The 12,517-nt window shown below is 72.3% G+C and carries 15 protein-coding genes; 8 read left to right on the top strand and 7 right to left on the bottom strand.

The genetic code is table 11. The annotated features are described in order from the left end of the window. Positions 1-38: 38 nt before the first annotated feature. The 5 genes from AC3CH1_RS13030 to AC3CH1_RS13050 all read right to left on the bottom strand — a co-directional run bounded on the left by AC3CH1_RS13030 (position 39) and on the right by AC3CH1_RS13050 (position 3,528). Entirely contained in the window at positions 39-251 is a 213-nt protein-coding gene (locus AC3CH1_RS13030) for a hypothetical protein (RefSeq protein ID WP_488463051.1), read from the bottom strand. Positions 252-302: 51 nt separating this feature from the next. Further along, positions 303-665 (bottom strand): SCO5918 family protein, encoded by a 363-nt coding sequence (locus AC3CH1_RS13035; RefSeq protein ID WP_056702005.1) that lies wholly within the window; start codon positions 663-665, stop codon positions 303-305. 147 nt (positions 666-812) lie between these two features. Continuing rightward, entirely contained in the window at positions 813-2,390 is a 1,578-nt protein-coding gene (locus tag AC3CH1_RS13040) for a DEAD/DEAH box helicase (RefSeq protein ID WP_488463052.1), read from the bottom strand. 245 nt (positions 2,391-2,635) lie between these two features. Then, entirely contained in the window at positions 2,636-2,839 is a 204-nt protein-coding gene (locus AC3CH1_RS13045; protein WP_015609674.1) for a cold-shock protein, read from the bottom strand. A 341-nt stretch (positions 2,840-3,180) separates the two neighbouring features. Further along, positions 3,181-3,528 carry a MerR family transcriptional regulator gene (locus tag AC3CH1_RS13050; protein WP_488463053.1) on the bottom strand — a complete coding sequence of 116 codons (348 nt, stop codon included), beginning with the start codon at positions 3,526-3,528 and terminating at the stop codon, positions 3,181-3,183. A gap of 393 nt (positions 3,529-3,921) precedes the next feature. On the opposite strand from AC3CH1_RS13050, the gene AC3CH1_RS13055 reads away from it, so the two are divergent. The 6 genes from AC3CH1_RS13055 to AC3CH1_RS13080 all read left to right on the top strand — a co-directional run bounded on the left by AC3CH1_RS13055 (position 3,922) and on the right by AC3CH1_RS13080 (position 8,493). Further along, on the top strand, positions 3,922-4,497 hold the full coding sequence (locus AC3CH1_RS13055) for a hypothetical protein (protein WP_265600441.1): 576 nt from the start codon (positions 3,922-3,924) through the stop codon (positions 4,495-4,497). A gap of 10 nt (positions 4,498-4,507) precedes the next feature. Further along, complete coding sequence (locus AC3CH1_RS13060) at positions 4,508-5,095, top strand: toxin (RefSeq protein ID WP_488463054.1); 588 nt, start codon at positions 4,508-4,510, stop codon at positions 5,093-5,095. 66 nt (positions 5,096-5,161) lie between these two features. Further along, positions 5,162-6,436 carry an MAB_1171c family putative transporter gene (locus tag AC3CH1_RS13065; protein WP_488463055.1) on the top strand — a complete coding sequence of 425 codons (1,275 nt, stop codon included), beginning with the start codon at positions 5,162-5,164 and terminating at the stop codon, positions 6,434-6,436. Then, positions 6,433-7,047 carry a hypothetical protein gene (locus AC3CH1_RS13070; protein ID WP_488463056.1) on the top strand — a complete coding sequence of 205 codons (615 nt, stop codon included), beginning with the start codon at positions 6,433-6,435 and terminating at the stop codon, positions 7,045-7,047. Before AC3CH1_RS13065 ends, AC3CH1_RS13070 begins: the two co-directional genes overlap by 4 nt. Before the next feature lie 206 nt (positions 7,048-7,253). After that, entirely contained in the window at positions 7,254-7,499 is a 246-nt protein-coding gene (locus AC3CH1_RS13075) for a hypothetical protein (protein ID WP_397918521.1), read from the top strand. Positions 7,500-7,635: 136 nt separating this feature from the next. Further along, positions 7,636-8,493: a GNAT family N-acetyltransferase gene (locus AC3CH1_RS13080; RefSeq protein ID WP_488463057.1), complete on the top strand. Its 858-nt coding sequence runs from the start codon at positions 7,636-7,638 to the stop codon at positions 8,491-8,493. Between the two features lie 57 nt (positions 8,494-8,550). Here the strand turns inward: AC3CH1_RS13080 and AC3CH1_RS13085 are convergent, their stop codons facing one another. Together AC3CH1_RS13085 and AC3CH1_RS13090 are read right to left on the bottom strand one after the other, a co-directional pair. Next, a complete protein-coding gene (locus AC3CH1_RS13085; RefSeq protein WP_488463058.1) occupies positions 8,551-10,281 on the bottom strand; it encodes a SpoIIE family protein phosphatase in 1,731 nt (576 codons plus the stop codon). 115 nt (positions 10,282-10,396) lie between these two features. Continuing rightward, positions 10,397-11,140 carry an alpha/beta fold hydrolase gene (locus AC3CH1_RS13090; RefSeq protein WP_488463059.1) on the bottom strand — a complete coding sequence of 248 codons (744 nt, stop codon included), beginning with the start codon at positions 11,138-11,140 and terminating at the stop codon, positions 10,397-10,399. Positions 11,141-11,367: 227 nt separating this feature from the next. Here AC3CH1_RS13090 and AC3CH1_RS13095 point away from each other — a divergent pair, with 227 nt between their 5' ends. Both AC3CH1_RS13095 and AC3CH1_RS13100 read left to right on the top strand, forming a co-directional pair. Then, positions 11,368-11,853, top strand: a complete 486-nt coding sequence (locus AC3CH1_RS13095; RefSeq protein ID WP_488463060.1) for a peroxiredoxin — start codon at positions 11,368-11,370, stop codon at positions 11,851-11,853. A 128-nt stretch (positions 11,854-11,981) separates the two neighbouring features. Continuing rightward, positions 11,982-12,491: a hypothetical protein gene (locus AC3CH1_RS13100; RefSeq protein WP_488463061.1), complete on the top strand. Its 510-nt coding sequence runs from the start codon at positions 11,982-11,984 to the stop codon at positions 12,489-12,491. Positions 12,492-12,517: the final 26 nt, after the last annotated feature.

A 12,517-nucleotide genomic window follows, 5' to 3' on the forward strand; every position in this document is an offset into this window, starting at 1 on the left:
GATCCCGGGGAGGTTCCGGAGGAGGTTCCGGGGGAGGTTCAGTCCACGATGACGTTGTCGCCGAGGACCGCGACGTGCTCCAGCACGTCCTCCAGCGGATCGTCGATCTGGCCCGTCGAGATCAGGGCCACCTGCGGACCGTTGTGAGCGTTGGTGTGTGTCTCGTCGGCGTACGCGGTGGAGGCGGGCAGCATGAACGCCACCACGGTCACACCTAACACCGTCAGCTTCCTCATCATGGCGGCGATCATCGCACGCCCCGCGACACCCGAAGTCGGCGTCGCGGGGCGGGGAAACAGGTCTCAGACCCCGTCGGCCCGGGGTGCGGACACCGCTCCGGGAGCCTCGCTGCGCGCCTCGGCCGGAGTCCCCAGGAGCGCGGAGGCCGTCTCCAGCGGGGTACGGGCGGGGGCCGGGGCCGGCACGGCCGACTCGGCGGTGCGGCAGGTGAAGCCGAGCTTGGACAGCGCCCGGACCACCTCGGCGGAGCTGAAGTCCCGGCGGTCCTGACGGGTGATGACCTCACCCACCTGCTTGACGGGGTAGACCCGGCGGCTGATGACCACCGCGTCGCCGGTGACGGGTTCGGGCTTGATGCCCTTCATCGAGTCCTCCACCTCGTTCTTGAAAAGATCGAAGGGGAAGCGGGCGATGACACAGCGCATGGTTCCTCAACAGGGGTCGAGTGCACGGGGGACGTGTCGAGTGCACGGAGGGGACGTAAGGGAGCCCGGGCGAGGGGCCCGGTGCACGCCGGCGGGGGGATCGCCGGGCGTACGGGGCGGCCGGCGGCGGACCGCCGGCCGCACGGATCACGCGGCGCGGTTGTTCCGGCGCTGCGTTGCGGCCGCACGGGCCTCGGGCGTCGGCACGCCGGGACGACGGCCCCGGGCCGGAGCACCGCTGCCGCCGCGCTTGGTGCCGCGGCCCATGAAGGCGCCGCCGCGGCTGCTGCCGCGCTCCTTGGCCGGGGCGGAGATGACGACCGGGACGCCGGAGGGCGCCTGCGCACCGGTGATCCGGCTCAGCTCGGCCTCGCCGGAGCGGACCTGGGCGATCTGCGGGGTGATCCCGGCGTCCGCCATCAGCCGGGTCATCTCGCGGCGCTGGTTCGGCAGCACCAGCGTGACGACGCTGCCGGACTCCCCGGCACGGGCGGTACGGCCGCCGCGGTGCAGGTAGTCCTTGTGGTCGCTCGGCGGGTCCACGTTGACGACCAGGTCGAGGTTGTCGACGTGGATGCCGCGCGCCGCGACGTTGGTGGCGACCAGCACCGTGACGTGCCCGGTCTTGAAGCGCTCCAGGGTGCGGGTGCGCTGCGGCTGGGACTTGCCCCCGTGCAGTGCGGCCGCCCGGACCCCGCTGTGCAACAGGTGGTCGGTGAGCTTGTCCACCGCGTGCTTGGTGTCCAGGAACATGATCACGCGGCCGTCGCGGGCCGCGATCTCGGTCGTGGTGGCGTACTTGTCCGCGCCCTGGACGTACAGGACGTGGTGCTCCATCGTCGTGACGGCGCCGGCGGCCGGGTCGACGGAGTGCACGACCGGGTCCTTGAGGTACGTCCGCACCAGCAGGTCGACGTTGCGGTCCAGGGTGGCCGAGAAGAGCATCCGCTGCCCGTCCGGGTTCACCTGGTCGAGCAGCTCGGTGACCTGCGGCATGAAGCCCATGTCGGCCATCTGGTCGGCCTCGTCGAGGACGGTGATGGTGACCCGGTCCAGCCGGCAGTCGCCGCGCTCGATCAGGTCCTTGAGGCGGCCGGGCGTCGCGACGACGACCTCGGAGCCACCGCGCAGCGCGCTGGCCTGGCGGCCGATGGACATGCCGCCGACCACGGTGGCGATGCGCAGCTTCAGCGACCGGGCGTACGGGGTGAGCGCGTCGGTGACCTGCTGGGCCAGCTCCCGGGTGGGGACGAGGACCAGGGCGAGCGGGCGCTTGGCGTCGGCGCGGCGGCCGGCGGTGCGGGCCAGCAGCGCGAGACCGAAGGCGAGCGTCTTGCCCGAGCCGGTGCGGCCGCGGCCCAGGACGTCCCGGCCGGCCAGCGAGTTCGGCAGGGTGGCCGCCTGGATCGGGAAGGGCACGGTCATGCCCTCGGCGACCAGCGCCGCCTTCAGGGGTGCGGGCATCTCCAGCTCGCCGAAGGTCTCGGCGGCGGGGAGGGCCGGGGTGACGGTCACCGGCAGGGCGAACTCACCCTTGAGGCCGGAGGCGGAGCGGCGGCCGTAGCCACCGGACCGGCCGGAGCCGCCGGAGCCGCCGGAGCGCTTGGGTCCGCCGCCGAAGCCCGCGGCACGGCGCTCGCCGCCGCCGGAGTAGCGGGGGGCGCCGCCGCCGGAGCGGGTGCGGGAGAATCGGTCGTTCGAGCGGGGCGTGCGTTCGCGGTTCATCTAGAACCTTTCCTCGATGGGGCACGTATCGAGGGATTCTTTTTCGGGAAGCGACCGTGAACGGCACCCAGAATCGCAAGAACGAGCCGATGAAATGACAAAAGAAAACGAAGCCCGGCCGCCGGGAAACAGTGCACCGGACGCGGCTTCGTCGGGGGGCGCGCAGAGCGGGCCCCGGAAACGACAACGAGCCGGGGCCCGCACCCCAAGGTGCGGGCCCCAGCTGCGCAGTACTACCTGAGTGATCAGGCGGGGGTGATGTTCTCGGCCTGCGGGCCCTTCTGGCCCTGCGTGACGTCGAAGTTCACCTTCTGGCCCTCCTGCAGCTCACGGAAGCCGGAGGCGGCGATGTTGCTGTAGTGAGCGAAGACGTCGGCGCCGCCGCCGTCCTGCTCGATGAAGCCGAAGCCCTTTTCCGCGTTGAACCACTTCACGGTGCCAGTAGCCATGTCATATCTCCTTTAGGGGCAGAGCCCGCGGGCCCACACTGTGCGGACCCCACGTCGCCGCGATGATTACCCCGTCCGGAAGAACACCGGAAATACAAAAGTGCGCCCGCCGACATCCGACCGGCAAGAACACTTGAAGTTTTTGGGAACCACAACTGCAACTGAGATCAACACTAGCACGAGGGGGCCGGGAGAGGCGGGTGCCTAATATCACCGGCCGTGTCGGAACAGACCGGCCAGAGAAAAGCCTCATCGCGCATTGCGCGAAATTCTGTGCTGACGAATGCAGATATCTCGCCGGGGTCGCGCGACACCCCGCGTGACCTGCGGCGCGGCGCCCGTCAGGGCTCGGCGGGACCGCCGGAGCGGGCGGACCGGCCGCGCAGCTCCTCGTTGAGGCGCAGCGCCTCCTCCAGCTGGTCCTCCAGGATGACGATGCGGCAGGCGGCCTCGACGGGCGCGCCGGCGTCGACCAGGTCGCGGGCGCGGGCGGCGATGCGCAACTGGTAGCGGGAGTAACGGCGGTGGCCGCCCTCGGACCGCAGCGGGGTGATCAGCCGCGCCTCGCCGATGGCCCGGAGGAACCCCGGCGTCGCACCGATCATCTCCGCGGCTCGCCCCATCGTGTAGGCGGGGTAATCGTCGTCGTCGAGCCGGTCGGTGGCGTGCGAGGGGGTCTCCGGGGGCATCTGCACCTCTTCCGTCACGCGCGACCGGAGGAGCCGGGCGGCGCCCGCCTGCGGGGTGCGCCTCTGCTGCGTACACCTGTTTCACGTGACTGCACAAGAAACCCTAATCGCCGGGCAAGGTCATGTCTATCGCGGCCGGAACAGATTTGGGCCATCGAGAAGGACACGGCGGACACACCCCCATGGATCGCTGACCGACCGGTCAGTTGTCGCCGGGAGGACCGTGGGGCCATAATGCACGCGTAGCCCTTCACGCATCCCCCGTCGTGAAGGGCTACACCCCTGTCCGGAGCCCGCTCAGGGCACCGTGGGGCACAGGATCATTCACGGGCAAGGGACTCCCCTCGTGGTCCCCTGCCCGTGTTTTTTCGAGTTAACAGTGACGTAGAGTGTTTGCGCAAGCTCAGTTCCGACTCCGAGGTGATCGTGGAGGCCCGGATGGCCATGGACGACGGCGACGAACGCGGTCCGGAACCCGTCGAACCCCCCGGTCCTGACGAGCTTCCCCGCCTCGGCTCGCTGCGGGAAAAGGTCGAGTACATGGTCGAGAAGACCTTCCCCGGCCAGAAGATCTCGGGCCGGGTCTTCGCCGAACTGGTCCGCGACCGCGGCGGCTCGCTGTCGCACAGCTACTTCTCCAACATCCTGGCCGGCAAGGTCACCCAGCCCTCCGAGGACATCCTCAAGGCCCTCGGCCTGGGGTTCGGCGTGGACTGGCGCTTCTTCAAGGAGGAGTCCGAGGTCGTCGACGACGTCGTCGCCGGACTCCAGTTCCTGGCCAAGCGGCGCACCGGGGAGATCAGCGGGCTGGCCGGCCGGGGCCTGGACGACGACGGGCTCCCGCCGGAACTGCTGCGGTTCGCCCTGTCCCTGCTGGAGGACGCGGCCCGGGAGAAGGACGGGCCGGAGGGGGAAAGCGGCGGCAACGATTCCGCCGCGAACCACCGCCCGGCGGGTCCGGCAGCGTAGCGTCTTGGTCATGTCCCTGCGGAAACTGCGGAAAGAGTGCGAGGCCGGGCTCGCCGACCTGCCCATCCCGGTTCCCTTCACGCTGGACCAGCTCGTCGCCAACATGGAGGCGGCGAGCGGGCGCACGATCCGGCTGCACGAGATGCCGGACCGCCTCGCCCGCGTCAACGCAGCCTGCGGACTGCGCCTGAAGGCGGGCGGCACCAGCCTCGTCCTCTACCGCCGTCGGCCGACCGCCTACCAGACCCAGCACGTGATCCTGCACGAGCTGTGCCACGAGTGGTTCGACCACGGGACGACGCTCGACGCGGAACAGCTCCGGACGCTCCTCCCGGTCTTCGACACCTCGCTGATCGCCCGGATGATCTCCCCGGCCGCCGCCGCGTCCTTCGCCTCCGGCGGCGGCACCGTCCAGGCCCGCGCGCAGTACGCGACACACGACGAACGCATGGCCGAATTCGGTGCCTCCCTGATCCCTCGGATGGCGCGGGATCTCACCACCGATGACATGGTGGGGCGGCTGGACAACTCCCTGTCCCGCCCGGTGGCCCACCGACGGCGCGGCCTCTTCCCCGGAAGACGGTCCGGCGACGCCTGACACGTGCCACCTGCCCACCCGCGGGCCCCCCGCCCCGCGCTCCCGACCCCGAGGACGAACACCGCCGTGACCCCCCTCGATCTCGCCGGCTACCTGATAGCCGGCCTGATGACGGCCGTTGCCCTGTGGCGTATGCCCGCCGCCCTGTGGGGCGACGAGGAGGACCGCAGACGCCGGGCGCTGTGGGGCTGCTACGCCGGATTCGCCATCGCCCTGTGGACGAAGACCGAGGCGGTGCGCATCGGCCTCAACAACAGCGCCGTCACCGACCTCGCCGTCCTCATCAAGCACTACACCGCCACCGTGGCAATTCTGGCCATCCTCAGCTACATCGTGGCCATCTACGGCAGCTACCCCGAAGAGGGCGCGGTCCCCCGCCACGTACGGTTCGCGCGGCTCGTCCAGAAGCTGGCGGCCAAGGCCTCCGTCGCCACGCTGATCCTGCTGACCGTCCTCTTCTTCACCGTCGTCGACCGCTCCGAGCCCTCGGACCGCTTCGTCTCCGACCACGCCGGGGAGTGGGGCGCCACGCTCTACATGAGCGTCTTCTACCTCTACCTCGGGGCCGCGTCCGCCGTGTGCGCCTTCCAGTGGGCGCTGGCCACCCTCGACACCCGGAGCCGCCATCTGCGCATCGGGCTCGGGATGATGACGTTCGCGATGTTCATCGGCGTCGGCTACACCGTCAGCCGCACCCTCTTCCTGTGGATCAGCGTGGTGGACGAGCCGAGCGAGGCGTTCGCCCTGCGGTTCGACCAGGTCACCGAGGCCGCGCAGCTGGTGCTGTTCGCCTTCTTCGCCCTCGGCGCGTCCGTCCCCGCCTTCGCGGCCGGCGCCCGCCGGGCCCGGCTCTGGCGGGCCCAGGTCCGGCTGCACGCCCTCTGGTACGAGCTGATGGCCGCGTTCCCGGACCAGCCGTTCGACCCGCCCGCGCCGCTGGCCCGCGAGCTGACCCGGTTCAACGTCCCGGCCGACCTGCGGGTGGACCGCTGGGCCGCCGACATCGCGGACGCCGCCGAGAAGCTGCGCCACTACGTGCCCGACGGGCTGCTCGCCGCCGCCGAAAGGGCAGCCGCCCGCGACACGGACGACCCGCGCCGGGCCGAGTCCCTCACGGACGCCTACTGGATCCGGGCCGCCCTGCTCGCGAAGGACTCCGGCGCGCCCCCCGGGGCGGCCGCGACGGTCGCCGCCCAGCACGCGGCGGACCAGGACGGCGAGGTGGCCCGGCTGGTCCGGGTCGCCGCCGCGTACCGGACGGTCGACGAGGAGCGCGCCCGCACCGTCCTCGCGATCGCGACGGCCGACACCACCACCCGCACGACGGAGACGAGCGCATGACCGGCACCACGACCGGCGAGGGGATCCCCACCGCCTCCGCCCGCACGGCCTCCGCGGCGCGCACCGTCACCGACGCCCTCCAGCCGCGCAACGTCCTGCTGGCGGGCATGCTCGGCATCGGCCTGGCGGCGGCGGGCGACTGGACAGGACTGCTCTGGGGCTTCCTCGGGGCGCTCTGCGCCGGGCTCATACCGGCGGGGTACATCGAGTGGGAGCGCGGGCGCGGCACCTGGGGCGACCGTCATGTGGTGGACCGCACCAAGCGGGCGCCGATCTTCTTCGTGATCCTGGGCTCGATCGGCGCCGGCTCGGTGGTGATGGTGCTGGGCAACGCGCCCACCGGCATCCTCGTCGCGATGCTCGCGCTGTGGGTGATGACGATCGGCCTGCTGGCCGTCAACACGGTGTGGAAGATCTCGGTCGACTCGGCGGTGGCCTCGGCGGCCGTCTCCCTCCTCGCCGTCGTGCACTCCCCCTGGTGGATCGCCGCGTACACGGTGACGGCGGCGGTCTGCTGGTCCCGGGTCGCCCTCGGCTATCACACCGTCGCCCAGACCGTGGCGGGCGCGGGCCTGGGCGCGGCGACGACGGTGGCGTACGCGTTCGTCTGAGTCCGATGCGTCTGGATTCGATTCGTCTGGGTCCGATGCGTCTGAGTTCGATGCGTCTGGGACCGACGGCGCCCTGACCGGCGTCACCGGGGCAGAGCGCGGCGTCCGCGCGGGCCGTCCCGTTTGCGGGGGCGGCGGACACCCGGTTACGTGTACGGGGAGGGCTGCCCGCGAACGGGACGGCCCGCAGGCTGGAGGTACCTCCGATGGCGAAGAACCGGTCCGCGCCCGCCAAGGGCCTGCGCGGCAGCAAGGCCGGGCTCGTGCTGAGCCTGGGCAGCAGCGCGCTCGCGGTCATCAGGGCGTCCAAGCAGGTCCGCCGGGCCAAGGGCTCGCACGACAGGCTGAACACCGCCGACGCGGTGGCGGGGCTGCTGCCGCTGATCACCTCGGCCGCCCTCGTACTGCGTCAACTGCGCGGCCGGCGCCGGGAGAACCCGGAAGCGGCCTGAGCACCGTCCCGGCGTCCGGGCCGAGCCGGCCCGAGCGCCGACCCGACGCCAACTCCTCGCGAAAGGCCTCCCGAAAGGCCGGAAACCGCCCTGTCGCAGGCCGCTGAACAGCCACCCACCGGGGTACGACTGTGCCGTGCCGAAACCTTTCGAGATCACCGCGGCCCGCGCCGAGGACATCGTGACGCTGGGCGAGTGGGCCCACGAGGAGAGCTGGAACCCGGGCCTGAACGACGGTGGGGTGTTCTTCGCGACCGACCCCGGCGGCTTCCTCTTCGGCCGGCTGGACGGCGAACCGGTCACCTCCGTCTCCGTCGTCCGCTACGGCAGCGACCACGGCTTCCTGGGCTTCTACCTGACCCGCCCCCAGCTGCGCGGCCAGGGTTACGGGCTGCGGACCTGGCAGGCCGGCACGGCCCGGCTCGCCGGGCGCACCGTCGGGCTGGACGGGGTGCCCGCGCAACAGGACAACTACCGCCGCTCCGGCTTCCGTACCTGCTGGAGCAACGCACGGTACGAGGGCACGCCCCCGCCCCCCGGGGATGTCGCGCCGCCGCCGGGCACCGAACTGGTCGACGCCAGGAGCGTGCCGTTCGACCTGCTCGCCGCCTACGACCGCCGGTACTTCCCGGCCCCGCGCGACACCTTCCTGGCCTCCTGGATCACCGCCCCCGGCCGCACGGCCCTGGCAGCGCTCCGGGACGGCGAGCTCCAGGGCCTCGCGGTGCTGCGGGCCTGCCGCGCCGCGTCCCGGATCGGCCCCCTGTACGCCGCGTCCCCCGCGGTCGCGGCGGCCCTGGTCGGCGCGCTCGCGGCCACCGCCCCGGGCACCCCGGTCGCGATCGACGTGCCCGACGTAAATCCGGCGGCGGTGCGGCTGGCGGGGGAGCTGGGCCTGACCCCGTCGTTCGACACGGCGCGGATGTACAGCGGTCCGGAACCGGTCATCGACCGGACCGGCCTGTACGGCATCACGAGCCTCGAACTGGGCTGACCCGGTACACACCGCGGCCCCGGGCAGCGGGCCGGTCCTCCGTCGCTCGGCGACGCGTCACTCCGGAGGGGTCGGCCGCACCACCGGCCGGCCCTCGCGGATCCGGGAGGCCAGCACGGCGATGTCGTCCTCCGCGTCCTCGCCGAACCGGTCCAGCACCTGGTCCAGCAGGTCCTCCAGATTCCCGCCGCGCGGGAGGGTCAGCGAGGCCAGCCGCCCCACGGACACGTCGATGTCCTCGCCCCGGCGCTCCACCAGGCCGTCGGTGTACATGAACAGCACGGTCCCGGGGCCGCAGGGCACGAACGTGGTCCGGTACCCGCCGAACCCGGTGCCGAGCGGCGGCCCCACCGGCACCGGCACGACCCGGGCCCCGGCGGGATCCGGGTCGATGAAGACCGGGGGCAGATGGCCCGCGCTGGCCACCTCGCACACCCCGCCGAACCGGTCGACGACGGCGAGCAGACAGGTCGCCGCCCGGTCCAGGCCCGACCGCTCGACCATGCCGTCGAGCTGCTCCAGGATCTGGTGGGGGTGCAGGTCTTCCCCGGCCAGCAGCCGCAGCAGGGAGCGGTACTGGCTCATGGCGACCGCCGCCTCCACCCCGTGGCCCATCACGTCGCCCATCGCCTTGAGGTGTCGGCCGTCCTTGAGCGGCACGACGTCGAACCAGTCCCCGCCGACCAGGACGCCCTCGTCGGCGGGGAGGTAGCGGGTGGCGATCTCGACGTGCGGGTGGGGCCCCCAGGGCTCGGAGAGCAGGGAACGCTGGAGCTCGCGGGCGATGCTGTGCTCGTGGTCGTAGCGTCGGGCGTGGTCGAGGCCGACGCCCGCCCGGACGGCGAGTTCGCGGGCGACGGCCACGTCCTGGTCGCTGAAGGCCGGTGAGCCGTCGGCCCGGACGAGGGTGAGCGCGCCGAGCAGGCGCCCGCGGGCGGTGAGCGGGACGGCGAGCGCCTCGCGCAGCCCGAGCGCCCGGGAAGCGCTGATCCGGTCCGCGGTGACGGCGCTGCGCCCGCTGCTGTAGTCCTCCCAGTCGTCGAGGACCGGCTCGTTCTCCGCCAGGCAGCGGGCCACCGCGGAGTCCGCCGCGAAGTCGACGTACTCCCCGGGGTGACCGAACCGCTGCGCCTGCTCGTCGAGTTCGCCGTCGCCCCGCACCGCGGCCCGCCGGAGTCGTACGACGCCGGGTTCCGGGCGGCGTACGGAGTGGCCCACCTCTGCCGGGAAGACGTCGACCGCCGCGACGTCGGCGAAGTCGGGCACCACGAAGGCGGCCAGCTCCCGGCAGGTGGTGTCCATGTCGAGCGTCGTGCCGATCCGGACGGCGGCGGTGCTGAGGAGGACGATGTGGCCCCGGGCCTCCACCAGCTCCTCGCGCTGGCGGGCGAGGTCGGTGATCTCGACGACGATCGCCATCAGACCGCACGCCTTCCCGTCCACGTCCAGTCGGCTGTACGTGGCCCGCCAGAACCGCTGGTCCGCCCCGTCCGCCGCCCAGGTCTGCCCGTGAAGCGTCTCCTCACGGGCCTTTCCGTCGGCCAGGACCGCGCGCAGGGCGGCGGCCTGATCGCGCAGCCCGGGCAGCACCCGGGAGAACACCCGCCCGAGGTGGGAGCCTGCGGGGAGGCCGTTGAGCCGTTCGAGGGCCGGGTTGACGTAGGTGTAGCGGAGATCGTGGTCGAGGACCGCGACGGCGGCCGGGTTCCCGTCGAAAAGGGCCGCGACGGTCCCCGGGTCGAAGGACGACGGCATCCCGTCGTCGCACGTGTCGGCCTGCAAGAGCATGCCTCCCGCCGTCGTCGGCTCTCAGCTCCCGGGTCCTTGCTCCCAGCTCCGGCTTCCGGCTCCCGGTCCTCCATCGTCGGTCGCCCGCTCCCGCACCGCATCCGCAGCGCGGCCGTCAGCGTGGGGCGTCCGCCCGGTCCGGATGCGGGCCGGAGCCGGGGCCGAGATCGGCGTCCAGATCGAGGGTGCCCTCGGTGGCCTCGGCGGCGGGCGGCAGGGCGAGGGCCTGGGCCACCGGGCCCGGCAGACTGCCGGAACCGAGCAGTCCGGTGACCAGCGCGGTGGTGAGCCGGTGCCAGGCGGCGGCCCGGCGGATCATGGCGTGGTCGCCGCCCCGCACGGTGACCATGCAGCTACGGGCTCCGGCGCGACGGGCCCGCGCGGTGAGGGACTGGCTGGCCTGGGGGCTGGTCATCCGGTCCCGGTTGCTGTGGACGAGGACGACGTCACGGCCCGCGAGCTGGGTGACCGGGTCCCCCGGCGGACACCAGGGGGCGAGCCCGACGACGCCCCGCACCAGGGGATGCCCGGCGGCGCGGAGGGCGGCGCGCGCCCCCATGGAATGCCCCAGGAGTACCACCGGCAGCTCCTCGCCCGCCTCCTCCCGCAGCGCGTCGAGGGCGGCCACGGCGTCGTGGAAGGGGTCCGCGCGGCTGCCGTTCCAGCCCCGGTGGACGTACCGCACCCGCGTCACGAGGATGTCGTCGCCGGCCGCGCGGGCGGCCCGGGCGATGGCACGGGCGAAGGGGCGCATCCGGGTACCGGGCAGATTCAGCAGCCCCGACGGCGGGGGGCCCGTACCGCTCTCGCGCCCCCCGTGCAGAACGAGAACCGCTGCCGATGGCGGTCGTTGGGCCACGCGTACCTCCAGGTGCGGCTGCGGGGCGTGCTGCCCCCCTCGCCCCGTATTCGACGCCGGGGCCGCTCCGGATGGGCGTACGGATCGCCGGATCGAGGAATCGCCGTCGACGGGCCGCCGGGCCGCCGGCCCGACCGGGGGCCGGTGCCCTCCACTGTACGGTCACGATCGCGGAACCATCAGCGCCCTCGGCGCCATCCCCGTATACGAAAGCGAAGGAGCCTCCCATGGCATCAGGCCCTCAACTCGGCAGCGCCGCACCGGACTTCACCCTCCCGGGCGGAGCCCTCTCGGGCGACGCCTTCGAGCGCGCCGACTACCGGCTGTCGACCGCCCGCGGCCGGTCCGTGGTGCTGGCGTTCTACCCCGGGGACAACACCAGCGTCTGCACGAAGCAGTTGTGCTCGTACTCCTCGGGCATGGAGGCCTTCGAGGGCCTCGACGCCGACGTCTGGGGAATCAGTCCACAGGGTGTGGACAGCCATGAGTCGTTCGCCCGCTCCTTCGGGCTGCGCATGCCGCTGCTGGCCGACGAGGGCCGGGAGACCGCCAGGGCGTACGGGGTCTCCGCGCCGGGCATCGGGGTGCGGCGGGCGGTCTTCCTCATCGGCCCGGACGGGGTCCTGCGCTGGAAGCACGTGGCCCTGCTCGGTGCGACGTTCCAGTCGCTCACCACGCTCACGGACCGCCTGTCCGGCATCAAAGACGCGTAAAGACTGCCGGAATCCGGCAGTGACCGAAGTAGGTGCTGTATGGGACCATCCAGCCAGATCGACGGAAAACGTTCGGGGGAAGAACGTTCGGGGGAAGTCGGCAGCGGGAGCGACAGGGGAGTGATCGCGTGACCATCTTTCTCGGTCTCGGCATTGCGGGGATCGTGTTGCTCGCGCTCTCCCTGATCTTCGGCGGGATCCTCGAAGGGCTCTTCGACGGTGTGCTCGACGGCCTCTTCGACGGGCTGCTGTCGCTTCCGGTGATCGCCGGCTTCATCTCGATGCTCGGCTTCGGCGGGGCGATCGTGCTCGGCTCGACGAGCGCCGGAACGCTCGTCGCCACGGTCATCGGCGTCACCGCCGGCCTGGTCGCGGCCTGGCTCACCTGGAAACTCAGCCAGGCCCTGATGCGCGACCAGACGGACGCCACCCCGCGCGGCTCCGACCTGATCGGCACCTCGGGGTCCGTCGTGACGGCCATCCCGGCCGAGGGTTACGGCGAGGTGCTGCTGCGACTGGGCGGTCAGCCCGTGAAGTACGCGGCCAAGTCGGCCACGCCCGTCGCGCGCGGGACCGAGATCTGGGTGGAAGAGGCACTGTCGACCACGTCGGTCGCGGTCCGCCCGGTGGAGCGCTGACCACGTATCCACCCCGATCCCACTGA

The organism is Streptomyces sp. MGP-P1 (genome assembly GCF_057766565.1).